This is a genomic window from Phycicoccus sp. DTK01, from assembly GCF_017312765.1.
Classification (GTDB): domain Bacteria; phylum Actinomycetota; class Actinomycetes; order Actinomycetales; family Dermatophilaceae; genus Phycicoccus; species Phycicoccus jejuensis.
The window spans coordinates 298,057-324,790 of the sequence record NZ_BOPU01000004.1; the positions used below are offsets into that span (position 1 = coordinate 298,057).

21 protein-coding genes and 1 tRNA gene are annotated in these 26,734 nt (G+C 73.9%); 7 read left to right on the forward strand and 15 right to left on the reverse strand.

Annotation, left to right across the window (positions count from 1 at the left end):
- Positions 1 to 19 precede the first annotated feature (19 nt).
- The 6 genes from glyA to J3473_RS11475 all read right to left on the reverse strand — a co-directional run bounded on the left by glyA (position 20) and on the right by J3473_RS11475 (position 4,984).
- On the reverse strand, positions 20 to 1,300 hold the full coding sequence (glyA, locus tag J3473_RS11450; protein ID WP_207023485.1) for a serine hydroxymethyltransferase: 1,281 nt from the start codon (positions 1,298 to 1,300) through the stop codon (positions 20 to 22).
- The gene (locus tag J3473_RS11455; RefSeq protein WP_036829612.1) at positions 1,293 to 2,009 is read right to left on the reverse strand and encodes an L-threonylcarbamoyladenylate synthase; all 717 of its coding nucleotides are present in this window, start codon (positions 2,007 to 2,009) and stop codon (positions 1,293 to 1,295) included. Before J3473_RS11455 ends, glyA begins: the two co-directional genes overlap by 8 nt.
- A 43-nt stretch (positions 2,010 to 2,052) precedes the next feature.
- Positions 2,053 to 2,922: a peptide chain release factor N(5)-glutamine methyltransferase gene (gene prmC / locus J3473_RS11460; RefSeq protein ID WP_207023488.1), complete on the reverse strand. Its 870-nt coding sequence runs from the start codon at positions 2,920 to 2,922 to the stop codon at positions 2,053 to 2,055.
- Positions 2,919 to 3,995: a peptide chain release factor 1 gene (gene prfA / locus J3473_RS11465; protein WP_207023492.1), complete on the reverse strand. Its 1,077-nt coding sequence runs from the start codon at positions 3,993 to 3,995 to the stop codon at positions 2,919 to 2,921. The genes prmC and prfA overlap by 4 nt, the downstream gene beginning before the upstream one ends.
- 84 nt (positions 3,996 to 4,079) lie before the next feature.
- Positions 4,080 to 4,295, reverse strand: coding sequence for a 50S ribosomal protein L31 (gene rpmE, locus J3473_RS11470; protein WP_030527785.1), 216 nt, complete (start codon positions 4,293 to 4,295; stop codon positions 4,080 to 4,082).
- A gap of 242 nt (positions 4,296 to 4,537) precedes the next feature.
- A complete protein-coding gene (locus tag J3473_RS11475) occupies positions 4,538 to 4,984 on the reverse strand; it encodes a HAMP domain-containing sensor histidine kinase (protein ID WP_207023495.1) in 447 nt (148 codons plus the stop codon).
- Positions 4,985 to 5,147: 163 nt separating this feature from the next.
- Between J3473_RS11475 and J3473_RS11480 the strand changes: the two genes are divergently transcribed.
- Positions 5,148 to 6,002 carry an LLM class flavin-dependent oxidoreductase gene (locus tag J3473_RS11480; protein ID WP_207023498.1) on the forward strand — a complete coding sequence of 285 codons (855 nt, stop codon included), beginning with the start codon at positions 5,148 to 5,150 and terminating at the stop codon, positions 6,000 to 6,002.
- Between the two features lie 75 nt (positions 6,003 to 6,077).
- On the opposite strand, the gene rho is transcribed toward J3473_RS11480, so the two are convergent.
- From rho to J3473_RS11515, 7 genes are all read right to left on the reverse strand, one after another.
- Positions 6,078 to 7,853 (reverse strand): transcription termination factor Rho, encoded by a 1,776-nt coding sequence (gene rho / locus J3473_RS11485; RefSeq protein WP_207023639.1) that lies wholly within the window; start codon positions 7,851 to 7,853, stop codon positions 6,078 to 6,080.
- A 317-nt stretch (positions 7,854 to 8,170) separates the two neighbouring features.
- Positions 8,171 to 9,103, reverse strand: coding sequence for a homoserine kinase (gene thrB / locus J3473_RS11490; protein WP_207023499.1), 933 nt, complete (start codon positions 9,101 to 9,103; stop codon positions 8,171 to 8,173).
- A gap of 1 nt (position 9,104) precedes the next feature.
- Positions 9,105 to 10,208 (reverse strand): threonine synthase, encoded by a 1,104-nt coding sequence (gene thrC, locus J3473_RS11495; protein WP_207023500.1) that lies wholly within the window; start codon positions 10,206 to 10,208, stop codon positions 9,105 to 9,107.
- Between the two features lies 1 nt (position 10,209).
- On the reverse strand, positions 10,210 to 11,523 hold the full coding sequence (locus J3473_RS11500; RefSeq protein ID WP_207023501.1) for a homoserine dehydrogenase: 1,314 nt from the start codon (positions 11,521 to 11,523) through the stop codon (positions 10,210 to 10,212).
- 29 nt (positions 11,524 to 11,552) lie between these two features.
- Entirely contained in the window at positions 11,553 to 12,971 is a 1,419-nt protein-coding gene (lysA, locus tag J3473_RS11505) for a diaminopimelate decarboxylase (RefSeq protein ID WP_207023502.1), read from the reverse strand.
- An 11-nt stretch (positions 12,972 to 12,982) separates the two neighbouring features.
- Complete coding sequence (gene argS / locus J3473_RS11510; protein WP_207023503.1) at positions 12,983 to 14,629, reverse strand: arginine--tRNA ligase; 1,647 nt, start codon at positions 14,627 to 14,629, stop codon at positions 12,983 to 12,985.
- Between the two features lie 10 nt (positions 14,630 to 14,639).
- Complete coding sequence (locus J3473_RS11515) at positions 14,640 to 15,068, reverse strand: response regulator (RefSeq protein ID WP_207023504.1); 429 nt, start codon at positions 15,066 to 15,068, stop codon at positions 14,640 to 14,642.
- 65 nt (positions 15,069 to 15,133) lie between these two features.
- Here J3473_RS11515 and J3473_RS11520 point away from each other — a divergent pair.
- The 3 genes from J3473_RS11520 (at position 15,134) to J3473_RS11530 (ending at position 18,380) form a co-directional block, all read left to right on the forward strand.
- Positions 15,134 to 15,205, forward strand: a tRNA-Arg gene (locus J3473_RS11520).
- 388 nt (positions 15,206 to 15,593) lie between these two features.
- The gene (locus tag J3473_RS11525) at positions 15,594 to 17,615 is read left to right on the forward strand and encodes a DEAD/DEAH box helicase (RefSeq protein WP_242525825.1); all 2,022 of its coding nucleotides are present in this window, start codon (positions 15,594 to 15,596) and stop codon (positions 17,613 to 17,615) included.
- Between the two features lie 15 nt (positions 17,616 to 17,630).
- Positions 17,631 to 18,380: a ZIP family metal transporter gene (locus tag J3473_RS11530; RefSeq protein ID WP_030527774.1), complete on the forward strand. Its 750-nt coding sequence runs from the start codon at positions 17,631 to 17,633 to the stop codon at positions 18,378 to 18,380.
- 37 nt (positions 18,381 to 18,417) lie between these two features.
- Here the strand turns inward: J3473_RS11530 and J3473_RS11535 are convergent, their stop codons facing one another.
- Positions 18,418 to 19,446: a hemolysin family protein gene (locus tag J3473_RS11535; RefSeq protein WP_207023506.1), complete on the reverse strand. Its 1,029-nt coding sequence runs from the start codon at positions 19,444 to 19,446 to the stop codon at positions 18,418 to 18,420.
- Positions 19,443 to 20,774 (reverse strand): hemolysin family protein, encoded by a 1,332-nt coding sequence (locus tag J3473_RS11540; protein ID WP_207023508.1) that lies wholly within the window; start codon positions 20,772 to 20,774, stop codon positions 19,443 to 19,445. The genes J3473_RS11535 and J3473_RS11540 overlap by 4 nt, the downstream gene beginning before the upstream one ends.
- A gap of 164 nt (positions 20,775 to 20,938) precedes the next feature.
- Between J3473_RS11540 and J3473_RS11545 the strand changes: the two genes are divergently transcribed.
- The 3 genes from J3473_RS11545 (at position 20,939) to J3473_RS11555 (ending at position 26,734) form a co-directional block, all read left to right on the forward strand.
- The gene (locus tag J3473_RS11545) at positions 20,939 to 21,943 is read left to right on the forward strand and encodes an ABC transporter ATP-binding protein (RefSeq protein WP_207023518.1); all 1,005 of its coding nucleotides are present in this window, start codon (positions 20,939 to 20,941) and stop codon (positions 21,941 to 21,943) included.
- Positions 21,940 to 22,746 (forward strand): ABC transporter permease, encoded by an 807-nt coding sequence (locus tag J3473_RS11550; RefSeq protein ID WP_207023520.1) that lies wholly within the window; start codon positions 21,940 to 21,942, stop codon positions 22,744 to 22,746. Before J3473_RS11545 ends, J3473_RS11550 begins: the two co-directional genes overlap by 4 nt.
- Positions 22,747 to 22,924: 178 nt before the next feature.
- On the forward strand, positions 22,925 to 26,734 hold the full coding sequence (locus J3473_RS11555; protein ID WP_207023522.1) for a multifunctional oxoglutarate decarboxylase/oxoglutarate dehydrogenase thiamine pyrophosphate-binding subunit/dihydrolipoyllysine-residue succinyltransferase subunit: 3,810 nt from the start codon (positions 22,925 to 22,927) through the stop codon (positions 26,732 to 26,734).

Consider the following 26,734-nt stretch of genomic DNA (forward strand, 5'->3'; position numbering starts at 1 on the left):
GGCGGCGGCTCCGGCGGCCTCAGGCCGGGCGGGGGTACGCCGGGAACGCCTGCACGAGCTCGGTGACCTCGCCGCGGACCTCGCGCGAGACCGCGTGCTGCGGGTCGGCGTCGCCCTCGGTGACGGCCCGGGCGATGAGGCGCGCGATGGTGCGCATCTCGTCCTCGCCCATCCCCTGCGTCGTGACGCACGGGGTGCCGACCCGGATGCCGGACGCGATGTTCGGCTTCTGGGGGTCGAACGGGATCGCGTTCTTGTTGAGGGTGATCCCCGCGGCGTCGCTGCGCGCCTCGGCGTCGACACCGGTCACGTGCACACCCTGGAGGTCGTGCAGGCTGAGGTGGGTGTCGGTGCCACCGGTCGTCGGGCGGATCCCGTGCTCCCCGAGGGCCTGCGCGAGCACCTTCGCGTTGGCGATGACCTGGCGCGTGTACGCGGCGTACTCGGGGGTCGCGCACTCCTTGAAGTTGACGGCCTTCGCGGCGATCGTGTGCATCTGCGGGCCACCCTGCATCATCGGGAAGACGGCCTTGTCGATGGCGGCGGCGTGCTCCTCGCGGCAGACGATGGCCCCGGAGCGCGGGCCGCGCAGCACCTTGTGCGTCGTGAACGAGACGACGTCGGCGTGCGGCACCGGGCTCTCGATGGCCTGCCCGGCAACGAGGCCGATGAAGTGCGCGGCGTCGACCCAGAAGATCGCGCCGACCTCGTCGGCGATGGCACGGAAGCGCTCGAAGTCGATCGTGCGCGGGATGGCGGACCCGCCGGCGAGGAGCACCTTGGGGCGGTGCTCCTTGGCGAGGCGCTCGACCTCGTCGTAGTCGATGTCCTCGGTGTCCTTGTCGACGCCGTAGTGCACGGCGTCGAACCACTTGCCGGAGAACGAGACCTTCGTGCCGTGGGTCAGGTGCCCTCCGTGCGGCAGGCTCATCGCGAGGATGGTCTCGCCCGGCTTGAGGAACGCGCCGTAGACGGCCTGGTTCGCGCTGGCGCCCGAGTGCGGCTGGACGTTGGCGTGGTCGGCGCCGAAGAGGGCCTTGGCGCGCTCGATGGCGAGCGACTCGGCCTTGTCGACCTCCGAGCAGCCGCCGTAGTAGCGGCGCCCCGGGTAGCCCTCGGCGTACTTGTTCGACAGCGTCGAGCCGAGGGCCGTGAGGACCTCGGGGCTCGAGAGGTTCTCGCTGGCGATGAGCTGCAGCCCGCCGCGGAGCCGGTCGAGCTCGCCGGTGAGGACCGAGGCGATCTCGGGGTCGAACGCCGAGAGGGCGTCGAAGTCGGATCCGTAGAACGTGTCACTCATCGTCGGCGCTCTCCCGCGGCTCGTCCTGGCTGCTCGCGCCGGGCCCGGCGCCCGACAACTCTAGGGCGTCGGCGCGCGAGCGCTCGACGACGGCCATGACGGCCTCCTCCGACAGCGCGCCGAGCCGGAGGATGGCCGGCTCGTCGCGGGTGCAGTCGACGATGGTCGACGCGAGGCCGCCCGTGCTCGGGCCGCCGTCGAGGTAGAACTCGACGCTCGCGCCGAGCTGCGTCGCGGCCTCGACGACCGTGCGGCTCGAGGGGTACCCGTGGCGGTTGGCGCTGCTCACGGCCATCGGGCCGACCTCGCGCAGGAGCGCGAGGGCGACCTCGTCGTCGGGCATCCGCAGCGCGACCGTGCCGCCGGTCTCGCCGAGGTCCCAGGCGAGCGAGGGCTGGGCGCGCAGGACGACGGTGAGCGGGCCGGGCCAGAACTCCTCGACGAGCGCGCGCGCGTAGTCGGGCACCTCGGTCGCGAGGCCCTCGAGCGTGCGCGCCTCGGGGACGAGGACCGGCGGCGGCATGTCGGTGCCACGGCCCTTGGCGTCGAGGAGGTCGCGGACGGCCTCCGGCGAGAAGGCGTCGGCGCCGATGCCGTACACGGTGTCGGTGGGCAGGACGACGAGACGTCCGTTGCGGACCCCCTCGGCGACCTTGGGCAGCGCGTCGGCGCGCCCCGCCTCGGTGGTGCAGTCGAAGACCGGGCTCATGGGGACCAGCGTAGGGCGCGGGCCCCGCCGGGACGCGGAGGGTTCAGCCGCGCCCGTCGCGGACCGCGACGGTGGTGCGCGGCCGGCCGGCGAGGTCGGGGTGGTCGACGACGTCGCGCCACTCCCCCGTCGCCCGCAGCGCCGCCGGCAGGCTCTCGCCCTGCTCGTCGGCGTGCTCCATGACGAGCACCCCGCCGGCGTGCAGGAGCACCGCGGCCCGCGCGGCGACGGCGAGCGGCACGGCGAGGCCGTCGGCAGAACGGCCGAACAGCGCCAGGGCCGGGTCGTGGTCGCGCACCTCGGGGTCGACCGGGACGGCGCCGTCGGGGATGTACGGCGGGTTGCTCACGACGACGTCGACCGTCCCCTCGAGGTCGTCGAAGGCCGTCGTGGCGTCACCGAGCCGCAGGTCGACCGGCAGGCCGAGGCGGTCGGTGTTGCGACGCGCCCAGCCGTGCGCCTCGGGCGACAGCTCGACGGCGTGCACCCGGGCGCCCGGCACCTCGTCGGCGACGGCGAGCGCGATGGCCCCCGACCCGGTGCAGAGGTCGACGACGACCGGGGCCGACCCCGCCGCGCGGGCCGCCTCGACCGCGTGCCCGGCCGTCAGCTCGGTCTCGGGGCGCGGCACGAAGACGCCGGGCCCCACGGCGAGGGTCAGGTGCCGGAAGTGCGCACGCCCGGTGAGGTGCTGCAGCGGCACCCGCGCGGCCCGTTCCTGCACGAGGTCCTCGAACCGCGCCGCGTCCCGCTCGACGACGGCCGTGCGCAGGATGCCCCGCATCCGCACCTCGCCGTGGTCGACGCCGAGCACGTGCGACAGGAGCTCGACGGCGTCGGCGTCCGGCGACGGGACGCCGGCCCCCGCGAGCGCGGCCCGAGCCCCGGCGAGGAGGACGTCGGTCGTCGTCATCGGTCGGAGATGGCGGCGAGCCTCGCGGCCTCGTCGGCGTCGACGGCGGACTGCACGACCGGGTCGAGGTCGCCGTCGAGCACGGCGTCGAGGTTGTGCGCCTTGTAGCCAGTGCGGTGGTCGCTGACGCGGTTCTCGGGGAAGTTGTACGTGCGGATGCGCTCGCTGCGGTCGACGGTGCGGACCTGGCTCGCGCGGGCGTCGGACTCGGCGGCGTGCCGCTCGTCCATCGCCATCTGGTGCAGGCGGGCGCGCAGCACGCGCAGCGCGGCCTCGCGGTTCTGCAGCTGGCTCTTCTCGTTCTGGCACGACACCACGAGCCCGGTCGGCAGGTGGGTGATCCGGACGGCGGAGTCGGTCGTGTTGACGCTCTGCCCGCCCGGGCCGCTGCTGCGGAAGACGTCGATGCGCAGGTCGCCCGCGTCGATCGTCACCTCGACCTCCTCCGCCTCGGGCATGACCCAGACCCCGGCGGCGGAGGTGTGGATGCGGCCTTGGCTCTCGGTGACGGGGACGCGCTGCACGCGGTGCACGCCGCCCTCGTACTTCAGGCGCGCCCACGGCGCCTCGCCGGGCGCCGCCGCGCCCCGCGACTTCACCGAGACGCGGACGTCCTTGTAGCCGCCGAGGTCGGACTCGGTCGCGTCGAGGACCTCGGTGCGCCAGCCGCGGCGCTCCGCGTGGCGCAGGTACATCCGCAGGAGGTCACCGGCGAAGAGGGCCGACTCCTCGCCGCCCTCCCCCGCCTTGACCTCGAGGATGACGTCGCGGTCGTCCTCGGGGTCGCGCGGGACGAGGAGGCGCCGCAGCCGGTCCTCGGCCGCGGCCACGGCCGCCTCGAGCGCGGGCAGCTCCTCGGCGAAGGCCGGGTCCTCGCCGGCCAGCTCGCGGGCCGCCCCGAGGTCGTCGTGGGCCGCGCGCCAGGCGCGGTGCGCGGCGACGACCGGGCCGAGCGCGGCGTAGCGCTGGTTGGCCTCGCGCAGCCGGTCGGGGTCGGAGGCGACGGCGGGGTCCCCCATCGCACGCTCGAGCGCGGCGTGCTCGGCGACGAGCACCTCGGCGGACTCGATCACGGGCCGACCTCCTCGGGACGGGTGGGGGTGGAGACACGGACGCGCCGGCCCGCCCTCCAGGGGCGGACCGGCGCGTCGCGGATGCTACTTGGCGGCCTTCTTGCCGTAGCGGGCCTCGAACCGGGCCACGCGGCCACCGGTGTCGAGGATCTTCTGCTTGCCCGTGTAGAACGGGTGGCAGGCGCTGCAGACGTCGGCGTGGATGACGCCGTTGGCCGCGGTGCTGTGGGTGGTGAACGTGTTGCCACACGTGCAGGTGACGGTGGTCTCCACGTACGTGGGGTGGATGTCCTTTTTCACGATGTCTCCTCGGATGTCTCCGGGTCGGCGGGCCCAGCACCCTGCTGGTCACCCTGGGCGCCCCGACTGCGGCCCTCGTGGGAGGCTGCTCAGGAAACGCGTCTGTGCCGTGAACCGGTCCAGCGGTCAAGTGTGCCAGAGCAGGTCACCGTCTCCTAAACGGCGGTGCTCCGTCCTCGACCACCCTGCACAACGGCCCGGGCGCCCGCGGCATTCCCACCGTCGGGCGGTGCCCGGGCCCGTCAGACGACGGACAGGTGCCGGCCCGGCGCGGCGGCCGGCCAGGTCAGCTCGACGACGTTCCCCACCCCGGCGACCGACGTCACGTCGAGCCGGCCGCCGAGCGCCTCGACGGCCTCGCGGGTGAGGCCGCCGTCGGAGCCCGCCGGGGCGACGCCCGGGGCGGTGTCCCCGAGCCGCAGCGTGACGAGCCCGGCGTGCCGGCCCAGCGAGAGCGCGACCTCCGTCCCCGGGGGCAGCGTGGCCACGGCCCGCGTGAGCACCGCGACGACGAGGTCGTGCCACGCCGCGGAGGGCAGCGGGACGTCGAGCGGCTCGTCGTCGAGGTCGACCGAGAACAGGAGCGAGCGCCGGCAGGCGGCCGCGGCGAGGGTGGTCACGGCGTCGACGAGCAGCGCGGAGAGGTCGGGGGCCTCGGGCAGTGGCGAGGTGACGGGCTGGGCGGACATCGGGACTCCTTCCGGTGCTCGGTGGGGGCGTGCCGCCACGCTAGGGACCCGCCCCCGGGTGCGGTCCAGACCTCGGCCGCAGGTGGGGCCGTTCGCCCGATGCCCTCCTCGACCGGTCATCGCCCCGGGCCGACCGTCGGTCCCGGGGGCTACCGTCGGGCGGATGAGGTACGGAGCCGTCGTCCCGTGGGCCACCGAGCGCGAGTTCGCCGATCTCGCGTGCGTCGCGGAGGACGCGGGGTGGGACCAGGTCTTCACGTGGGAGGCCGTCTGGGGGCAGGACGCGTGGGCGACCCTCGCCGCGGCGGCGATGGTCACCGAGCGCATCCGGCTCGGCACGATCGTCACCCCGGCGTCCCGCTACCGGCCCTGGGACCTCGCCTCCCGGGTGGCCTCCGTCGACCGGCTCTCCGGCGGGCGGGTCACCCTCGGCGTCGGGCTCGGCGCCCTGCACGGCAACTGGCTCGCCTTCGAGCCCGACGAGGGCCGCGCGACCCGCGCCGCGAAGCTCGACGAGGGCCTCGCCGTGTGGGCCGGGCTCCTGCGCGGCCAGCCGTTCGAGCACCACGGCGAGCACTGGTCGGCGCAGCCGGTCACCGAGCTCGTGCCCCCTCCCCCGGCGCAGCGCCCGCACCCGCCGGTCTGGTGCGTCGGCGCGCTGCTGCCCGGTCGCTCCCGCCAGCGCTCGCTCGAACGCGCGGCCCGCTGGCAGGGTGTCCTGCCCGCGGTCGTCGGCGCGGGCCCGGACGACCCCGGCTCGCGCCTCACCCACGACGCCCTGCGCGGGGTCGTCGCGCGGCTGACCGACCTACGGGCCGGCGCCGGGCTCTCGATGGACGGCTACGACGTCGTCGTCGAGGGCGACTCCCACGGGTCGTTCGGCGACGCCCGTCCTCCGGTCGACGCGTGGGCCGAGGCCGGCGCGACGTGGTGGGTCGAGTCCTGGTGGGACCTCCCCGACGACGACGCCGGTCGGACGGAGCTGCGCCGCCGGCTCGCGCTCGGTCCGCCGCGCTGACGCACCGTCCACCGCGACGACGACGCCCCGGCCACGCGCTGGCGTGACCGGGGCGGTCGGGTCGGGCGGGGCGCCTCAGGCGTCCTCGTCCTCCGGCTTCATCGAGCTCGTCTGCTGCACCGAGACGAGGAACTCGTAGTTCGTCTTCGTCTTCTTCAGCCGGTCGAGCAGCAGCTCGATGCCCTGCTGGCTGTCGAGCGCGGCGAGCACCCGGCGCAGCTTCCACATGATCTTCAGCTCGTCGGGGGCCAGGAGGATCTCCTCGCGCCGCGTGCCGGAGTTGTTGACGTCGACCGCAGGGAAGATGCGACGGTTCGCGAGCTGCCGGTCGAGCTTGAGCTCCATGTTGCCGGTGCCCTTGAACTCCTCGAAGATCACCTCGTCCATCCGCGAGCCGGTCTCGACGAGCGCCGTCGCGAGGATGGTCAGCGAGCCGCCGTCCTCGATGTTGCGCGCGGCCCCGAAGAACTTCTTCGGCGGGTAGAGCGCCGCCGAGTCGACGCCGCCGGACAGGATGCGCCCGCTCGCCGGCGCCGCCAGGTTGTAGGCGCGGCCGAGCTTGGTGATCGAGTCGAGGAGCACGACGACGTCGTGGCCCATCTCGACGAGCCGCTTGGCCCGCTCGATGGCGAGCTCGGCGACCGTCGTGTGGTCGTCGGCGGGCCGGTCGAAGGTCGAGGCGATGACCTCGCCCTTGACGGCGCGCTGCATGTCCGTGACCTCCTCCGGACGCTCGTCGACGAGGACGACCATGAGGTGGCACTCGGGGTTGTTCGTCGTGATCGCGTTGGCGATGGCCTGCATGACCATCGTCTTGCCGGCCTTCGCCGGGGCGACGATGAGCCCGCGCTGGCCCTTGCCGATCGGGGCGACGAGGTCGATGATCCGCGTCGTCAGCTGCTGCTGCGTCGTCTCCAGGCGCAGGCGGTCCTGCGGGTAGAGCGGCGTCAGCTTGCCGAACTCGGGGCGCCGACGGGCGTCCTCCGGGGTCATCGCGTTGACCGTGTCGAGACGCGCGAGCGGCGTGTACTTCTGGCGGTTGTTGCGCCCGCCGACGGTGTGCTGCTGCGCCTCCTCGCCCTCGCGGACGGCCTTGATCGAGCCGGTGACCGCGTCGCCCTTGCGCAGGCCGTAGCGCTTGACCATCTGCATCGGGACGTAGACGTCGCTGCTGCCCGGCAGGTAGCCGGTCGTGCGGACGAACGCGTAGCTGTCGAGGATGTCGAGGATGCCCGCGACCGGCACGAGGACGTCGTCGTCGTGGATCTGCGGCTCCCCCGCCTCGGAGCGCTGCTCGGGAGCGTCACCGGGCTGGCGGGTCCGCTTGTCGCGGTTGCGTCCCCGGTTGCGGCGACGGCGACCGCGGCCGCCCTCCTCGTCGTCGTCCCGGCGCTGCTGGTCGGCGGCGCCGCGGTCGTCACGGGGCTGCTCGCGCTCGTCGCGCTGCTGCTCGCCACGGTCACGGCCCTGCTGCTCGCCGCGGTCACGGGTCTGGGGCTGCTCGCGCTCGGCACGCTCCCGGCGGGGCTGCTCGCGCTGCTCGCCACGGTCACGGGACTGCTCGCGGTCGCCGCGCTCGCGCATCTGCTCGCGCTCGGCACGCTCGACGGCCGGCGCCGGCTCGGGCGCGCGCTCGGCGGCCGGCGCCGGCTCGGCGGGGGCCTCGGTGCGACTTGCCGGGGCCTCGGCCCGGCGGGAGCGGCGCGCGACGGGCTGCTCGCCCGTGGCGGCGGGGCCGCTCTCGCCGTTCTGGCGGGCGCGGATGGCGGTGACGAGGTCGCCCTTGCGCATCTTGGCGGTCCCGCTGATGCCCATGCTCGAGGCGAGGCCCTGCAGCTCGGCGAGCCGCATGGCCGACAGGGCGCCGGACCGGCGCTGGCCGCCGGCGGACGCCGACGCCTCGAGGGTGGTGGTGTCTGACACGAAGGATCCTTTCCCTCGCTCGTGGACCGGCAGGGTGAGCCGGTCTGGGTGGAAGGGGCCACGCCCGAGCGTGCAGCCGGTCAGGCTGCGGTCTCTGTGCCCCGGGGGCGTGGGAGGGCGGTCGGCTGCAGGCATCGGGAACAGGGCCCGGCATCGGCGGCGATCGCTCGTTCTCCACAGTACCACCGCGCCCGGGGCCCGGACGCCGGATCCACCGGGACGGACACCTCACGCGTCCGTGCAGGTCAGGGCCCGTCGACGACCTCGACCGACGCACCCTCGGCGGGGATCCCCGGTGTGAGCACGCGCCACCCCGCGGGGCCGAACGAGCGGGCGTGGTCGAGCCGCTCCCGCTGCGCGAGGACGAGGACCGACGGGCCGGCCCCAGAGATCGCGGCGGCGTGACCGTCGGCGCGCAGGGAGTCGACGAGCGCCATCGACGCGGCGTAGGACGGCCGGCGCGCCTCCTGGTGCAGCCAGTCGCGGGTGGCCTCGACGAGGAGGGCGGGCTCGTCGCGCAGGGCGTGGACGAGGAGCGCGGCGCGGGCGGAGTTCGCCGCGGCGTCGGCGAGGCGCACCTGCTGCGGCAGCACCGAGCGGGCGCGCGCCGTCGAGAGCTGGGTGTCCGGGGCGAAGACGACGGGCGCGAGGTCCGGGTGCACCGGCAGGCGCACCGTCGTCGTCCCCCCGGGCTCGCTCCACGAGAGGGTCACGCCGCCGTAGACGCTCGCGGAGGCGTTGTCGGGGTGGCCCTCGAGACGCGCCGCCAGCGAGTTCGCGGCGTCGAGGTCGACCGCTCCCCCGTCACCGCGCGAGACCGAGGCCAGGGCGAGCGCGGCGACGATGCCGGTGACGATCGCCGTCGCCGACGAGCCCATCCCCCGGCCGTGCGGGACGGCGTTGACGCACTCGAGGCGCAGGCCGGCCGGCGCCTCGACGGCCGCCTCCGCCCAGGCCGTGCGCATCGCGCGGTGCACCAGGTGGGTCTCGTCGAGCGGGACGGCGCCCGCCCCCTCGCCCTCGACGACGACGACGAGGCCGGGCTCGGCGGTGACGGTCGCGCGGCAGCGGTCCCACACACCGAGGGCGCAGCCGACGGAGTCGAACCCGGGCCCCAGGTTGGCGCTGCTCGCCGGCACGCGGACGTCGACGGCCACCCCCGGGCGCAGCGCGCTCACGTCACCCCTCGAGGCCGAGCGCGGCCGCGACCGAGTAGGCGTCGACCGGCACGCGGACCGGCTCGACGTCGCCGCCGTCGGCCGAGCGCAGGGCCCACTGGGGGTCCTTGAGGCCGTGGCCGGTCACGGTGCAGACGACGGTGGCGTCCTGCGGCACCCGCCCGGCCCGGTGCATCTTGAGCAGGCCGGCGATGCTGGCCGCCGACCCGGGCTCGACGAACACGCCCTCGGTGGAGGACAGCACGCGGTGGGCCTCGAGGATCTCGTCGTCGGTGACGGAGTCGATGAGGCCGCCGGACTCGTCGCGTGCCGCCTCGGCCTGCCGCCACGAGGCCGGGTTGCCGATGCGGATCGCCGTGGCGACGGTCTCGGGGTGGTCGACCGGGTGACCGAGGACGATCGGTGCGGCGCCGGCCGCCTGGAAGCCCCACATCTGCGGGCGCCGGGTGGCCACGGGCGGGAGGAGCGTGCCGTCGAGAGCCGTTGTCTCCGAGGCGTACTCGGTGTAACCCTTCCAGTACGCCGTGATGTTGCCCGCGTTGCCGACCGGCAGCACGTGGATGTCCGGGGCGTCGCCGAGCGCGTCGACGACCTCGAAAGCGGCCGTCTTCTGGCCCTCGATGCGTGCCGGGTTGACGGAGTTGACGAGCTCGACCGGGTAGGACTCGGCGAGCTTGCGGGCGACGGTCAGGCAGTCGTCGAAGTTGCCCTCGACCTGGATGAGGGTGGCGCCGTGGGCGATCGCCTGCGACAGCTTGCCCATCGCGATCTTGCCGTCGGGCACGAGGACGGCGCAGGTCATCCCCGCCTTGACCGCGTACGCGGCGGCGCTGGCGCTGGTGTTGCCCGTGCTGGCGCAGATGACGGCCTTCGCGCCGTTCAGCTTCGCGGCGGAGATCGCCGCCGTCATCCCGCGGTCCTTGAAGGACGCGGTCGGGTTGAGGCCCTCGTACTTGACGAGGACGTTGGCCCCCGTGAGCTCCGAGAGGTTCTCGCACGGGATGAGCGGGGTCCCGCCCTCGAGGAGGGTGACGACCGGCGCGCCGGCCAGGCTCGGCAGGCGCTCGGCGTACTCGCGGATGACGCCGCGCCACTGGTGGGCCACGTCAGGCTCCTTCCACACGCATGACGGAGGCGACGTCGTCGACCGCCTCGAGGGCGGCGAGGGCGTCGACGGTGGCGGACAGCGCGGCGTCGCTCGCGCGGTGGGTCACGACGATGAGCCGCGCCCGGTCGCCCTCGTCGGGGACGACCTGCTGGCGGACGGTCTCGATCGAGACGCCCTGCTCGGCGAAGACCGCCGCGACCTGCGCGAGCACGCCCGGGCGGTCGGCCACGTCGAGGCTGATGTGGTAGCGCGTCACGGCACGCCCCAGGTCGACGACGGGCAGGTCGGCGTAGGCCGACTCCCCCGGCCCGCGCCCGCCGGCCACCCGCTGGCGGGCGACGGCGACGACGTCGCCGAGGACGGCGGACGCCGTGGGGTCGCCGCCCGCGCCGCGGCCGTAGAACATCAGCTCGCCGGCGGCCTCGGCCTCGACGAACACGGCGTTGAACGCCTCGCGGACGCTGGCCAGCGGGTGGGAGCGCGGGACCATCGCCGGGTGCACGCGCACGCTGACGGCCTCGGCGCCCTCGGCCTCGACCCGCTCGCAGATCGCGAGCAGCTTGACGACACAGTCGTTCTCGCGCGCGGCGTTGATGTCGGCGGCGGTCACCTCGGTGATGCCCTCGCGGTGGACGTCGGCCGAGGACACGCGGGTGTGGAACGCGAGGCTCGCGAGGATGGCGGCCTTCGCGGCGGCGTCGAAGCCCTCGACGTCGGCGGTCGGGTCCGCCTCGGCGTAGCCGAGCGCCTGGGCCTCGGCGACGGTCTCGGCGAAGCCGGCCCCCGAGACGTCCATCTTGTCGAGGACGAAGTTCGTCGTCCCGTTGACGATGCCCATGACCTTGCGGACCCGGTCGCCGGCGAGCGACTCGCGCACCGGCCGCAGGATCGGGATCGCCCCGGCGACCGCGGCCTCGTAGTACAGGTCGACCCCGGCCCGGGCGGCGGCCTCGAACAGCCTCGGGCCGTCCTCGGCAACGAGCGCCTTGTTGGCGGAGACGACGGCCGCGCCGTGCTCGATCGCGCGCAGGATGAGGCCGCGCGCCGGGTCGATGCCCCCGACGACCTCGACGACGACGTCGGCCCGGGTCACGAGCTCCTCGGCGTCGGCGGTGAAGAGCGAGGGGTCGACCGGGACGTCCGGCCGCGGGCGCTGCGGGCGCCGCACCGCGATGCCGACGAGCTCGAGCGGGGCGCCGACGCGCGCGGCGAGGTCGTCGGCCTGCTCGACGAGCATCCGGGCCACGGACGAGCCCACGACGCCGCACCCGAGCAGGGCGACGCGCAGGGGTGCGCCGGGTTCGTGGGCCATGGCGGGATCGGTCTCCTCGGTCGTCGGGCTCAGTCGTCCGCCACGTCGAGGGCGAGCAGGTCCTCGATCGTCTCACGACGCACGAGGACCCTGCTCTCGCCTCCACGGACGGCGACGACGGGCGGTCGGGGGGTGTGGTTGTACTGGCTGGAGAGGCTGCGGCAGTAGGCGCCGGTGCCCGGCACGGCGACGAGGTCGCCCGGGCGGACGTCGGCCGGCAGGTACTCGTCGAGGACGACGATGTCGCCGCTCTCGCAGTGCCGCCCGACCACGCGGGCGAGCACGGGGTCGGCGCTCGAGGCCCGGTTGGCGAGGGTGCAGGAGTAGTCGGCCTCGTAGAGCGCCGGGCGGGCGTTGTCGCTCATCCCGCCGTCGACCGAGACGTAGGTCCGCGAGTGACCCGCGCCGAGGTCGACCGTCTTGACGGTGCCGACCTCGTACAGCGTGAACGTCGTCGGGCCGACGATGGCGCGCCCCGGCTCGACCGAGACCCGCGGGACGCGGTCCCCGAACTCGCGGCCGACGATGGCGGCCATCGCCGCAGCGAGCGCGTCGGCCGGCAGGGGGTCGTGCTGCGAGGTGTAGGCGATGCCGTAGCCGCCGCCGAGGTCGACCTCCGGCATCGCGACACCGTGCTCCTCCTCGACCCGTCGGTGCAGCCCGGCCAGCCGGTGCACGGCGGCCTCGAAGCCCCCGGTGTCGAAGATCTGGCTGCCGATGTGGCTGTGCAGGCCGCGCAGGTCGACCGCCCCGGGGTGCGCGAGCAGCCGGGCGACGGCCTCCATCGCCCGGCCCCCGGCGAGGCTGAAGCCGAACTTCTGGTCCTCGTGCCCGGTGGCGATGAACTCGTGGGTGTGCGCCTCGACGCCCACCGTGACGCGGACCATGACCGGCGCACGCACGCCGAGCTCCGTCGCGAGCGCCACGACGCGGTCGATCTCGTCGAACGAGTCGACGACGACGCGGCCGACCCCGTAGGTCAGCGCGGCCCGCAGCTCGGCGACGGTCTTGTTGTTGCCGTGGAAGGCGACCCGCTCCGCGGGGAAGCCCGCCCGCTGCGCGACGGCGAGCTCGCCGCCGGTGCAGACGTCGAGGTGGAGGCCCTCTTGGTCGACCCAGCGGGCGACGGCCGTGCAGAGGAAGGCCTTGCCCGCGTAGTAGACGTCGGCGCCCCCGAAGCGCGCGAACGCGTCGGCGAACCCGTCGCGAAAACCCCGTGCGCGCGACCGGAAGTCGTCCTCGTCCATGACGTAGGCCGCCGTGCCGTGACGCTCCGCGAGCGTGACGACGTCGACCCCTCCCACGGTGAGCCGTCCCCGCTCGTCACGCGCGACCGACGACGCCCACAGCTGCGGCAGCAGCTCCATGACGTCGCCCGGGGAGGGCAGGTAGAGCGGGGGTCCGCCGTAGCCCTCGGCGTGGAGGGCACCGGCCTCGTGCGCGCGCACGGCTCAGCCCCTCACATGCGCTCGGGCGCGGAGACGCCGAGCAGGTCGAGACCGTTGGCGAGGACCTGCCGGGTGGCGTCGTTGAGCCAGAGGCGGGTGCGGTGGAGGTCGGTGACCTCCTCGTCGGCGGTCATCGGGCGCACACGGCAGGTGTCGTACCACTTGTGGAAGCGCGCGGCGAGCTCCTCGAGGTAGCGCGCCACCCGGTGCGGCTCGCGCAGGTGCGCGGCCTGGGCGACGACCCGCGGGAAGTCGCCGAGCACGGCGAGGAGCGCGGCCTCGGTGGGGTCTCCGAGCAGCGAGGCGTCGAAGCCGTCCGCGCGGTGCACGCCGTCCTCGGCCGCGAGGCGCGCCACGTTGGCCGTCCGGGCGTGGGCGTACTGCACGTAGAAGACCGGGTTGTCGTTGGTCTGCTTGCGCAGCTCCTCGCCGTCGAGCGAGAGCGGGCTGTCGGCCGGGTACCGGGCCAGCGAGTACCGGATCGCGTCGGTGCCGATCCACCCGATGAGGTCGCGCAGCTCGATGATGTTGCCGGCGCGCTTGGACAGCTTCGCGCCGTTGAGGTCGACGAGCTGCCCGATGCGCACCTCGATGTTGTGCTCCGGGTCGTCCCCCGCGCAGGCGGCGATGGCCTTGAGCCGGTTGATGTAGCCGTGGTGGTCGGCGCCGAGGAGGTAGATCTTCTCGTCGAAGCCGCGGTCCTTCTTGGACAGGTAGTACGCGGCGTCGGCGGCGAAGTACGTCGGCTCCCCGTTCGCCCGGAACAGCACGCGGTCCTTATCGTCGGTGAAGTCGGTCGTCCGCAGCCAGACGGCGCCGTCCTGGTCGAACACGTGCCCCTGCTCGCGCAACCGGTCGACGGCCGAGGCGACCGCGCCGCCGTCGTGGAGGCTCTTCTCCGAGAACCACACGTCGAACCGCACCCCGAAGGCCTCGAGGGTCTCGCGGATGTCGGCGAGCTGCAGGGGGTAGGCGAGGTCGCGCGCCACGACGAGCGCCTCGTCGGCGGGGAGCGAGACGAGGTCGGGCCGCTGCGCGAGCACCTGCTCCGCGAGGTCGTCGACGTACGCGCCGGGGTAGCCGCCCTCGGGGGTCGGCTCGCCCTTGGCGCGGGCCAGCACCGACGCGGCGAACTTGTCCATCTGCGAGCCGGCGTCGTTGAGGTAGTACTCCGTCGTCAGGGTGGCGCCGGAGGCCCGCAGCAGCCGTCCCATGGCGTCGCCGAGCGCCGCCCAGCGGGTGTGCCCGAGGTGCAGCGGCCCGGTCGGGTTCGCGGAGATGTACTCGAGGTTGATGACGTGGCCGGCCTCGGCCTCGTTGTGGCCGAACGCGGTTCCGGCCTCGACGATGCTGCGCGCGAGCTCGCCGGCGGCCGCGGCGTCGAGCGTGATGTTGAGGAAGCCCGGTCCCGCGACGTCGACGGCGGCGACGCCGTCGACCGCCCGCAGGCGCTCGGCGAGGGCCGACGCGAGCTCGCGCGGGTTCATCCCGGCGGGCTTGGCCAGCTGGAGCGCGACGTTGGTCGACCAGTCCCCGTGGTCGCGGTTCCTCGGACGCTCCACGCGCACCTCGTCGGGGACGGTGACGGCGAGGTCACCGGAGTCGACGGCGGACACGAGGGCGCCGCGGATGGCGGCCGAGAGCTGTTCGGGGGTCACCCGCGCCAGTCTACGGACGGCGGTGTCGGGCCCGTCCGGCCGCCGCGAGCCGTGAGACGACCGCCACGAGGTCGTCGGGGTCGAACGGCTTGCTCACGTAGGCGTCGAACCCGGCGCCGCTCACCTCGGGGCTCTCCAGGTCGGTCGCCGTGGCGGTGACGAGGACGACCGGCACGTCGTCGAGGGGGTGGTGCGAGCGGATCGCCGCGATGGCCCACCAGCCGTCGTACGGGGCCATCTGCGAGTCCAGGACGATGACCGCCGGGCGCTCCCGGTCGGCGTCGATGAGCCGGCCCATGGCCTCGTGCCCGTCGGCCGCCTCCTCGACCCGGAAACCGCCCAGCTCGAGGTTGATCCGCAGGAGGCGGCGGATCGCCTCGGTGTCGTCGCACACGAGGACGAGTGGCCCGTCGCCAGGTCCCGCCCACCCGGTTTGCATGGCCCCAAGCCTAGGCTGCTAGCCTCTCCCCGCGTCGCGGTTTCGACCATGACGCGCGTCATGCCGCCCCCGTAGCTCAGGGGATAGAGCACCGCCCTCCGGAGGCGGGAGCGCAGGTTCGAATCCTGCCGGGGGCACCGACGCAGGAGGGCCCGGACCGCGCGCACACCGCGCCGCGGACCGGGCCCTCCCGTCGTCCTCCCCCACCCCGCGGCGGTCGTGACCGCACCGTGCTCGTCCGACGGGCCCGGGCGGGCATACTCTGGGGTGGGGACCGGTCCTCGCTCGAGGACCCCGGGTGGTGCCGCCACCCGGATGCGGCACCGCCGCGTGCACGCCGACGGCGTGTGCACCCGGTCCCCCGCGACACCGGCTGGCGTCCCCGGCCCGCACCCACGGGTGCCCGCCGACGCCACGACCCAGGAGAAGGAACGCTTGGCACAGCGAGCACCCCGGCGCCGCGGTGGCGGTCCCCGAGACCGTCGCCCGACCCGCACGACGCACGAGGAGGGCCTCCTCCCCGTCATGGCGCGCACGGTCCGTCAGGTCGAGGCCGCGGCCGGCCGCGGGCACGTCCGCCCCTCCCAGCGCACGACCTTCCAGGTCCTCGCGCTGCTCGTGCGCGAGGAGCGGGCCCGGCTCAAGGGCGACCCCTCCGTGCCCGAGTCCGAGCGCACCGCGACGATGACCCGGCTCGACGGCATCGCGACGATCCTGGCGAAGACCGCCGCCCGTGACACCAGCCTGCTCCAGCTGCTCGCCGAGGACGCCGTCGTCCCGCCCGAGGCCCACGACCTCAAGAACGACATGCTGCGCTCCGCCGGCCGCGAGCCGGAGCCCGAGCCCGAGCCGCCGGCCCCCTCGGCCGACGACGCCCCCGCCCCGCGCCGCGTCGTCCCGACCGCCGTCATGGCCCGCCAGCTCGCCAACCCCTTCCTCGCGCCGGACCTCTCCGCCGTCCAGGCCGTCCGGCCGCGCACCAACCGGCTCGCCACCTGGGAGCTGCTGACCCCGCTCTTCCGCGCCTTCGAGCAGGGCGGCGACGCGACGTGCATGCCGCTGCCCGAGCCCGAGGGCGTCGTCCACGGCATCGAGGGCCTGGAGCTGATGCACCACCAGGCCCAGGTCGTCGCCGCGGCCGCGGCCGGGCACCGCACCTTCCTCCTCGCCGACGAGCCCGGGCTCGGCAAGACCGCCCAGTCGCTGCTCGCGGCCGAGGCCGCCGGCGCCTTCCCCCTGCTCGTCGTCGTGCCCAACGTCGTCAAGGCCAACTGGGCCCGCGAGGCCGCCAGGTGGACGCCGCGGCGCACCGCGACCGTCGTGCACGGCGACGGCGACACCGTCGACGGCTTCGCCGACATCGTCGTGGTCAACTACGACATCCTCGACCGCCACGTCGGGTGGCTCGGCACCCACGGCTTCCGCGGGATGGTCCTCGACGAGGCGCACTTCATCAAGAACAAGACCTCGCAGCGCTCCAGGCACGTGCTGGCCCTGTCGCAGAAGGTCCGGGAACGAGCCGCCGCGCCGCTGCTCATGGCGCTGACGGGGACGCCGCTCATCAACGACATCGAGGACTTCCGGGCCGTCTGGCAGTTCCTCGGCTGGATCGACGACACCCGCCCGCGCCCCGCCCTCATGGCGGCGCTCGAGGAGACCGGCCTCACCCCCGCCGACCGCGGCTTCTCGGCCGCCGCCCGGCGCAGCGTCATCGACCTCGGCATCGTCCGGCGCCGGAAGGTCGACGTCGCGTCCGACATCCCGGCCCGCCGGGTCGCCGACCTCCCCGTCGAGCTCGACGACGAGGCGAGCCGCTCGGTCCGCTCCGCCGAGCAGCAGCTCGCCACGCGCCTCCTCGCCCGCTACGACGCGGCCGTCTCCGCGCGCAGCACCCCCGTCGAGGGCGTCGACCACGAGCTCGTCCGCCGCGTCGCCGCGGCCCTGCGCCGCGACACCGGCGGCGAGACCTCCGGCGACAACGTCTTCTCGGTCCTGCGGCGCATCGGCCAGGCCAAGGCCGGCCTCGCGGCCGACTACGCGGCCCAGCTGGCGCGCAACGTCGGCAAGGTCGTCTTCTTCGCCAAGCACGTCGACGTCATGGACACCGCGGAGGCGACGTTCGCCAAGCGCGGCATCGGGTACTCCTCCATCCGTGGAGACCAGACCCCTGCCGTCCGCGCGGCGAACATCAAGGCCTTCCTCGAGGACCCCGAGGTGTCGGTCATCGTCTGCTCGCTCACCGCGGCCGGCGTCGGGCTCAACCTCCAGGTGGCCTCGAACGTCGTCCTCGCCGAGCTGTCCTGGACCTCGGCGGAGCAGACCCAGGCGATCGACCGCGTCCACCGGATCGGGCAGACCGAGCCGGTCACCGCGTGGCGCGTCATCGCCACCGGCACGCTCGACCCGCGCCTCGCGGAGCTCGTCGACGAGAAGGCCGGGCTCGCCGCCCGCGCGCTCGACGGGTCCGACGAGGAGGTCGGCGACGCCACCGACGTCCAGCTCGAGGCGATGGTCACCCTGCTCGAGGACGCGCTCGCCGCGCGCTGACGCCGTGGGCACCCGGTGAGCACCGCGCTGGAAGCGGGCCTGTGGGGTCTGCTCGCCGGCGGGGCGCTCGTCGTCGGTGCCCTCGTCGCGTGGTTCGTCCGCGTGCCACGGGCGGTCGTCGCGGTCGTCATGGCCTTCGGCGCCGGGGTCCTCGTCTCGGCGCTGTCCTTCGACCTCGTCGACGAGGCCGAGCGCACCGGCGGCCTGCTGCCGACGGTCCTGGGCTTCCTCGGTGGCGCCCTGGCCTACTTCCTCGCGAACGTCGCGCTCGGGCGGCTCGGCGCCCGGCACCGCAAGCGGTCGCACGGCCGGCAGCCGTCCGAGTCCGAGCAGTCCGGCAGCGGCGCCGCCATCGCCGTCGGCGCGCTGCTCGACGGCGTGCCGGAGTCGGTCGTCCTCGGGCTCAGCCTGCTCGGCGGGCAGGGCGTCGGGGTGCCGGTGCTGGCGGCCATCGTCATCTCGAACCTGCCGGAGGGCCTCTCGAGCGCGGCCGGCATGAAGTCCGCCGGCCGCAGCGCCCGCTACGTGTTCGGCGTGTGGGTGGGCATCGCGGTCGCGAGCGGCCTGGCAGGGCTGGTCGGGGTGCTGCTCCTCCAGGGGGCCTCCCCAGAGGCCGTCGCCGCCATCACGGCGGTCGCGGCCGGCGCCATCCTCACGATGGTCGCCGACACGATGATCCCCGAGGCCTTCGAGCGCACCCACATGGTCACCGGGCTGGTGACGACGCTCGGCTTCGCCACCGCGTTCGTCGTCGGGCGGCTCTGACCCGCAGGGCCGGGCCGCCCGACGACGGTGGGCGCGCTCAGCGCTGGGACGCGTCCGAGACCTCGCCGACGAGCTCCTCGATGACGTCCTCGAGGAACACGACGCCGACGACGACCCCGTCGTCCGCGACGACGCGGGCGAGGTGGGAGCCGCTGTCCTGCATGGTCTGCAGCACGGACTCGACCTCGTCACCCCGGCGCACGGTGGCCATCCGCCGCACGCGCTTGGTCGGCACCGGCTCGGTGCGCTCCTCGTCGTCGGCGTAGAGGACGTCCTTGAGGTGCAGGTACCCGCCCACCTCGCCGGCGCGGTCGAGCACCGGGTAGCGCGAGTAGCCGTGCCGGGCGACGAGCCGCTCGATGTCCTCGGGCGTCGCCTCGGCGGTCACGGTGACGAGCTGCTCGATCGGCACCCCGACGTCGGAGGCGTCCTTGTCGCTGAACTCCAGTGCGGCACCGAGCCGCTCGTAGTCCTGCGCCCCGACGAGACCCTCCTCGCGGGACTCGTCGAGGATGTGCGCGACCTCCTCGGCGGTGAACGCCGACGCGAGCTCGTCCTTGGGCTCGACGCCGAAGAGCCGGATGACGGCCTTGGAGAGCCGGTCCATCCCGTGGATGAGCGGGGCGACGACCTTCGAGACCCACACGAGCGGCGGCACGAGGACGATGGCGGCCCGCTCGGGCTTCGCGATGGAGATGTTCTTCGGGATCATCTCGCCGTAGACGACGTGGAGGAAGACGACGACCGCGAGCGCGAGGAGCAGGGCGACGACGTCGGCGACGACCGTCGAGAGGCCGAGGCCCTCGGCGACCGGGACGAGCGCGTGGTGCAGCGCCGCCTCGGACACGGCGCCGAGGAGCACCGAGCAGACCGTGATGCCGAGCTGGCACGTGGCCAGCAGGATCCCGGTGCGCTGCAACGCCTCCATCGCGACCCTGGCGCCCTTGCTGCCCGCCTCGGCGAGGGGCTCGAGCTGGCTGCGGCGGGCGGACATCGCGGCGAACTCCGCGCCGACGAAGAACGCGTTGGCGGCGAGCAGGACGACGGTGACGAGCAGCGTGGTCACGCGCCCACCTCCGTCGGGCGGGCGGCGGGGACGGCCCGCACCGGCAGCAGCCGGACCCGGTCGACCCGGTGGCCCTCCATGTCGACGACGCGCGCGGTCCAGCCGTCGACGACCACCTCGTCACCGACCTGCGGGACGCGGCCGAGCGCGGCCATGACGAAGCCGCCGACCGTCTCGTAGGCCGGACCCTCGGGCACGTCGACGCCGACGCGCGAGCGCACCTCGTCCGGCCGCCAGAGGCCCGGCACGGTCCAGGAGCCGTCCGGCAGACGGCGACCCGTCGTCTGACCACGGTCGTGCTCGTCGCTGACCTCGCCGACGATCTCCTCGACGAGGTCCTCGAGCGTCACGACGCCGGAGGTGCCGCCGTACTCGTCGACGACGACGGCGAGCTGCATCCCGCCGCCGCGCAGGCGGACGAGGAGCGGGTCCAGGCGCAGGGTCTCGGGGACGAACACGGCCTGGGTCATCAGGGCCGACACGGGCACGTCGGCCCGGCGCTCGAAGGGGACGGCGATGGCCTTCTTGACGTGGACGATCCCGTCGACGTCGTCCCAGTCGGCGCCGACCACCGGGAAGCGCGAGTGGCCGGTGTGCCGCGCGAGCGCGACGAGGTCGGCCGCCGACGCGGTGCGGTCGATGGAGGTCGCCCGCGAGCGCGGCGTCATGACGTCGGCCGCGCTCTGGTCGGCGAACCCGAGGGACGCGGTGACGAGACGGGCGGTGCCGACGTCGAGGGTGCCGGCCTCGGCGGAGCTGCGGACGAGGGAGGCGAGCTCCGCGGGGCTGCGGGCGGCCGACAGCTCCTCCTGGGGCTCGATGCCGAGCGCGCGCAGGGTGCGGTTGGCCACGCCGTTGAGGACGGCGATGAGCGGCTTGGCGGCGAGGCCGAACCAGCGGACCGGGCCTGCTGAGACCTTCGCGGTGGCCATCGGCAGCGACACGGCGAGGGTCTTGGGGACCATCTCGCCGACGATCATCGAGAAGCCGGTGGCGAGGACCATCGCGAGCACCGCCCCGACGGAGGTGGCGACGCCGACCGAGAGGCCGGCCGACTCCAACGGCCCCTGGAGCAGGACGCCGACGGAGGGGCTCGCGATGAAGCCGAGGACGAGGGTGGTCAGCGTGATGCCGACCTGGCACGCCGAGAGCTGCGTCGACAGCTGCCGGTGCGAGGTGAGGACGGAGCGGGCGCCGGGCTCACCCGCGTCGACGGCGCGCTGGACGGCCGGACGGTCGAGGGCCACGAGCGAGAACTCCGCCGCGACGAACAGGGCGGTGCCGACCGTGAGGACGACACCGAGGAGGAGTAGGAGCCAGGGGGTCATCGGTGATCAGGACTGGGAGGGTGCATGCCTCCACAGCGTACGGGCCCCCGGGCGGGTTCCGGCCGGTGCTCATCCCCCGGGGGGAGCGCCGGGTCCACCGAGGGGTTGACCCTCCCCCTGCGGCAGGCTGGGAGGATCGGTGCCATGAGCACGCGGAGGACACCATGACCACCACGACCGGGCGGCCCGGGGGCGCCGACTCCGGTCGCATCGAGATCACCGGCCTGACGAAGACCTTCGGCCAGTTCGTCGCCGTCGACGGCCTGACCTTCGGCGTCGAGCCCGGCCGGATCACCGGCTTCCTCGGGCCGAACGGGGCGGGCAAGACGACGACGCTGCGGATGCTCCTCGGCCTCGTCCGGCCGACGAGCGGCACCGCGACGATCGGGGGCCGGCCCTACGCCGACCTGCCCCGCCCGCTCGAGAGCGTCGGCGCCGCCCTCGAGGCCACGAACTTCCACCCGGGCCGCAGCGGCCGCGACCACCTGCGCGTGCTCGCCGCCGCCGGCGGCATCCCCGACCGCCGGGTCGACGAGCTCCTCGAGCTGACGGGCATCCCGGCGGCGGCCCGCAAGCGGGCCGGCGGCTACAGCATGGGGATGCGCCAGCGCCTCGGCCTCGCGGCCGCGCTCGTCGGCGACCCGCAGGTCCTCGTCCTCGACGAGCCGGCCAACGGGCTGGACCCCGAGGGCATCCGCTGGCTGCGCGGCTTCCTCAAGCACCTCGCGAGCGAGGGCAAGACCATCCTCGTCTCGAGCCACCTCCTCCAAGAGGTCGCGCAGACGGTCGACGACGTCGTCATCATCGCCAACGGCCGTCTCGTGCAGGCGGGCCCGATGGAGGAGCTCGAGGGCACCCCCGGGGCGCGCGTCGAGACCTCGGACGTCGCCGCGCTCGCCGGCGCCCTGCGCGTCGCCGACGTCACGAGCACCGTCCAGGACGACGGCTCGCTCGTGGCCGACACCGCCGACCTGCGCCTCGTCGGCGACGTCGCGCTGCGCGCCGGGCTCCCGGTCTACGGGCTGCGTCCGCAGCGCGCGGACCTCGAGACCCTCTACTTCAGCCTGACCGAGGGCACCAACCGCAACCTCGGCGACGCCGCCGGTCCCGTCGGCGCCGCCCCCACCGAAGGAGACGCCGTGTCCGGCCGGGAAGGGGCGAACCTGTGATCCCCGCGATCCGCAGCGAGCTGCGCAAGTTCTTCACGACCCGCCTGTGGTGGGGCATGGCGATCGCGATGGTCGTCACCGCCGCCGCCTTCGCGACGATCTTCGGCTTCGTCTACACCATCGCGCCCGACCCCGAGGCCGTCGCCGCCGGCCAGCCCACGGGCGACCCGACGCAGATCGCCAACAGCGTCTACACCGGCGGCCTGACGATGGGCCTGACCCTCATGCTCGTCATCGGCATCTTCCAGATCGGGGCCGAGTACCGGCACAAGACGATCACCGGCACCTTCCTCAGCACGCCCGTCCGCACCCGGGCGATGGGCGCCAAGGTCGTGGCCCTCTTCGGCATCGGCGCCCTCTACGGCGTCCTCTCGCTCGTCGGCTCCGTGCTCGCCGGCGCGATCGTCCTCGGCGCACGGGGGGCCGACGCGTTCCCGAGCACCGAGGTCGTGCGGACCCTGGCGCTCAGCCTCCTCGTCCTCGGCCTGTGGGCGCTCATCGGGCTCGGCATCGGGATCCTCATCCCCAACCAGGTCGCCGCGCTGCTCATCTCGATCGGCGTCGTGTGGATCGTCGAGCCGCTCGGCAGCTTCGCGCTCACCTTCTGGGAGTGGGGCCGCGAGCACGTCGTGATGTACCTGCCGCAGGCGGCGACGAACGCGATCGTCAGCGGCGTCACCCAGCAGAACGCCAACGCGGCGCCGTCGCTCCAGTGGTGGGGCGGTGCGCTGACCCTCGCGGCCTACGCCGCCGTCCTCGCGGGCTTCGGCGTCTGGCGCACCACGCGGGCCGACATCTCGTGACCCGCGGCCCGCGGCGGCGGGCGGTGACGTGACGCGGCGACCGGTGGGCGGGCCCCACCGGTCGCCGCGCGTTCGGCACCGCTCGGCGTGCGGCGACACGGTCGCCACGGCCACGTAATAGGCTGGGACGAACACCCGCGACCCGCACGCGACCAGCCGAGAAAGAGGAGCATAGCCCGTGGCCGAGCAGTCCCCGTCCAGCGACCCCCTGACCGCCTTCGGACCCAACGAGTGGCTGGTCGACGAGCTGTACGAGCAGTACCAACGGGACCGGAACAGCGTCGACAAGGCGTGGTGGAGCTTCTTCGCCGACTACCAGCCCGGTGACGCCGCCAAGGGCCGCACCAACGGGGGGTCTGCGCACGCCGGCAACGGCAGCCCCGCCCCCCGGCCGCAGGAGAAGGCCGCCCAGCCCGAGACCCCCGCCCCGGCGGCTGCGAAGCCCGCCCCGAAGGAGCCCCAGGCCGCCCCGGCGCCCGCCCCGGCGAAGTCCGAGCCCGCCGACGAGAAGCCGGCCGAGGCCAAGGCCGCCCCGATGCCGCGCGAGCCCCAGGCCCCCAAGCAGACCGGGCCGCTCGCCGAGTCCGCGCACCAGCCGATCCGTGGCGCGAGCGCGCGCGTGGTCACGAACATGGAGGCCTCGCTCGAGGTCCCGACCGCCACCTCGGTGCGCGCCGTGCCGGCCAAGCTCCTCGTCGACAACCGCATCGTCATCAACAACCACCTCGCCCGCAGCCGCGGCGGCAAGGTGAGCTTCACCCACCTCATCGGCTACGCCCTCGTCAAGGCCCTCGGCGTCATGCCCGAGATGAACAACGGCTTCGGCCACGACGAGAAGGGCAAGCCGGTCCTCATCACGCCGGCGCACGTCAACCTCGGCCTCGCGATCGACATCGCCAAGCCCGACGGCACCCGCCAGCTCCTCGTGCCGTCCATCAAGGCCGCCGAGACGATGGACTTCGCGCACTTCTGGACCGCCTACGAGGACGTCGTCAAGAAGGCCCGTGGCGGCAAGCTGACCGTCGAGGACTTCCAGGGCACCTCGATCTCGCTGACCAACCCCGGCACGATCGGCACCGTCCACTCGGTGCCCCGCCTCATGCAGGGCCAGGGCACGATCATCGGCGTCGGCGCGATGGACTACCCCGCCGAGTGGCAGGGCGCGAGCGCCGAGACGCTCAACCGCAACGCCGTGAGCAAGATCCTCACGCTGACGAGCACCTACGACCACCGCATCATCCAGGGCGCGCAGTCCGGAGACTTCCTGCGGATCGTCCACTCGCTGCTCCTCGGCGAGCAGGGCTTCTACGACGAGATCTTCGAGAGCCTGCGCATCCCCTACGAGCCGGTCCGCTGGGTGCGCGACGTCTCGGCCGCGCACGACGACGACATCAACAAGGTCGCCCGCGTCCAGGAGCTCATCCACGCCTACCGCGTGCGCGGCCACCTCATGGCCGACACCGACCCGCTGGAGTACAAGCAGCGCCGCCACCCCGACCTCGACATCACCAACCACGGCCTCACGCTGTGGGACCTCGAGCGCGACTTCGCGACCGGCGGGTTCGGCGGCCAGCCGTTCCTCAAGCTGCGCAAGATCCTCGGCGTCCTGCGCGACTCGTACTGCCGCACCATCGGTGTCGAGTACATGCACATCCAGGACCCGGAGCAGCGCCGCTGGATCCAGGACAAGGTCGAGGTCGGCTACGCCAAGACCACGCGCGAGGAGCAGCTGCGCATCCTGCGCCGGCTCAACGCCGCGGAGGCCTTCGAGACCTTCCTCCAGACGAAGTTCGTCGGGCAGAAGCGCTTCTCGCTCGAGGGCGGCGAGTCCGTCATCGCGCTGCTCGACCGCGTCCTGTCGATGGCCGCCGAGGACGAGCTCGACGAGGTCTGCATCGGGATGCCGCACCGCGGCCGCCTCAACGTGCTCGCCAACATCGCCGGCAAGTCCTACGGCCAGATCTTCCGCGAGTTCGAGGGCAAGCAGGACCCGCGCTCGGTCCAGGGCTCCGGCGACGTCAAGTACCACCTCGGCACCGAGGGCGAGTTCACCGCCGAGTCCGGCGCGACGACGAAGGTCTACCTCGCGGCCAACCCGAGCCACCTCGAGGCCGTCAACCCGGTGCTCGAGGGCATCGTCCGCGCCAAGCAGGACCGCCTCGACCTCGCCGGCGAGGACTTCACCGTCCTGCCCGTGCTCATGCACGGCGACGCCGCGTTCGCCGGACAGGGCGTGGTGGCCGAGACGCTCAACCTCAGCCAGCTGCGCGGCTACCGCACCGGCGGCACCGTGCACGTCGTCATCAACAACCAGGTCGGCTTCACGACCTCCCCGAGCAGCTCGCGCTCCTCGACGTACTCGACCGACGTCGCGCGGATGATCCAGGCGCCGATCTTCCACGTCAACGGCGACGACCCGGAGGCGTGCGTGCGCGTCGCCGAGCTCGCCTACGAGTTCCGCAAGGAGTTCCACAAGGACGTCGTCGTCGACATGGTGTGCTACCGACGCCGTGGTCACAACGAGGGCGACGACCCGTCGATGACGCAGCCGCTCATGTACAACCTCATCGAGGCCAAGCGCAGCGTCCGCAAGCTCTACACCGAGGCGCTCATCGGCCGCGGTGACATCACGGTCGAGGACGCCGAGGCCGCGCTGCGCGACTACCAGCAGCAGCTCGAGCGGGTCTTCGTCGAGACCAAGGAGGCGCTGAAGTCGGCCGAGAAGGACGCCCGGGACGGTCGCAAGGCCGACGCCGGCTCCGGCCTCGAGCCGCCGGCCGCGCAGGCCCCCTTCGCCGACCGCACGACGCACTCGGCGACCGAGACCGCGATCAGCACCGAGCTGCTGCACCGCATCGGCGACGCCTTCTCCACGCCGCCGGACGGCTTCACGGTGCACCCCAAGCTGCGCCAGATGCTCGACAAGCGCACCCAGAGCACCCGCGAGGGCGGCATCGACTGGGGCACCGGCGAGCTGCTCGCCTTCGGCTCCCTCCTCATCGAGGGCACGCCGGTCCGCCTCGCCGGGCAGGACAGCCGCCGCGGCACGTTCGTCAGCCGGCACGCCGTGCTCATCGACAAGGAGAACGCGTCCGAGTGGACGCCGCTGCTCTACCTCGGCCAGGGCCAGGCGAAGTTCTGGGTCTACGACAGCCTCCTGTCCGAGTTCGCGGCGATGGGCTTCGAGTACGGCTACTCCGTCGAGCGGCCCGACGCGCTCGTCCTCTGGGAGGCGCAGTTCGGCGACTTCTTCAACGGAGCGCAGACGATCGTCGACGAGTTCATCAGCAGCTCCGAGCAGAAGTGGGGCCAGCGCTCCTCGGTCGTCCTGCTCCTCCCCCACGGCTACGAGGGCCAGGGCCCGGACCACTCCTCCGGCCGCATCGAGCGCTTCCTCACGATGTGCGCCGAGGGCAACATGACCGTCGCCTACCCCTCGACCCCCGCGTCGTACTTCCACCTGCTGCGCCGCCAGGCCTACGCCCGGCCGCGCAAGCCGCTCATCGTCTTCACCCCGAAGTCGATGCTGCGCCTCAAGGCGGCGGCGAGCTCGGTCGAGGACTTCACGACCGGTGGCTTCCGGCCGGTCCTCCCGGACCGTCCGGGCGCGACGGAGGGCTCGGTGACCCGCGTCCTCCTCGCCGCCGGCAAGGTCGTCTACGACCTCGAGGCCGAGCGGGCCAAGCGCGGCGACACCTCGACGGCGATCCTGCGGATGGAGCAGTACTACCCGCTCCCCGGCGCGGAGCTGACCAAGGCCCTCGCGCAGTACCCGGACGCCGAGGTCGTCGTCGTGCAGGACGAGCCCCAGAACATGGGCGCGTGGCCCTTCCTGGCGCTCAACCTGCCCGAGGAGCTCGCGGCGCACGGTGAGACGCGGCCCCTGCGGGTGGTCTCCCGTCCGCGGTCGGCGTCGCCGGCGGCGGGCTCGACGAAGCAGCACCAGGCGGAGCAGGCCGACCTCGTCGCCCGCGCCTTCGACCGGTGA

What these genes read in the sequence shown, in the direction of transcription:
- rho (WP_207023639.1), bottom strand. Translation starts at nt 7,853, where the DNA reads ATGCGGCTCGCCGAGCTGCAGGGCCTCGCCTCGAGCATGGGCATCAGC.
- glyA (WP_207023485.1), bottom strand. Translation starts at nt 1,300, where the DNA reads ATGAGTGACACGTTCTACGGATCCGACTTCGACGCCCTCTCGGCGTTC.
- J3473_RS11545 (WP_207023518.1), top strand. Translation starts at nt 20,939, where the DNA reads ATGACCACCACGACCGGGCGGCCCGGGGGCGCCGACTCCGGTCGCATC.
- J3473_RS11500 (WP_207023501.1), bottom strand. Translation starts at nt 11,523, where the DNA reads ATGGCCCACGAACCCGGCGCACCCCTGCGCGTCGCCCTGCTCGGGTGC.
- J3473_RS11475 (WP_207023495.1), bottom strand. Translation starts at nt 4,984, where the DNA reads ATGTCCGCCCAGCCCGTCACCTCGCCACTGCCCGAGGCCCCCGACCTC.
- J3473_RS11455 (WP_036829612.1), bottom strand. Translation starts at nt 2,009, where the DNA reads ATGAGCCCGGTCTTCGACTGCACCACCGAGGCGGGGCGCGCCGACGCG.
- J3473_RS11525 (WP_242525825.1), top strand. Translation starts at nt 15,594, where the DNA reads ATGGCGCGCACGGTCCGTCAGGTCGAGGCCGCGGCCGGCCGCGGGCAC.
- J3473_RS11515 (WP_207023504.1), bottom strand. Translation starts at nt 15,068, where the DNA reads ATGCAAACCGGGTGGGCGGGACCTGGCGACGGGCCACTCGTCCTCGTG.
- J3473_RS11480 (WP_207023498.1), top strand. Translation starts at nt 5,148, where the DNA reads ATGAGGTACGGAGCCGTCGTCCCGTGGGCCACCGAGCGCGAGTTCGCC.
- prmC (WP_207023488.1), bottom strand. Translation starts at nt 2,922, where the DNA reads ATGACGACGACCGACGTCCTCCTCGCCGGGGCTCGGGCCGCGCTCGCG.
- J3473_RS11540 (WP_207023508.1), bottom strand. Translation starts at nt 20,774, where the DNA reads ATGACCCCCTGGCTCCTACTCCTCCTCGGTGTCGTCCTCACGGTCGGC.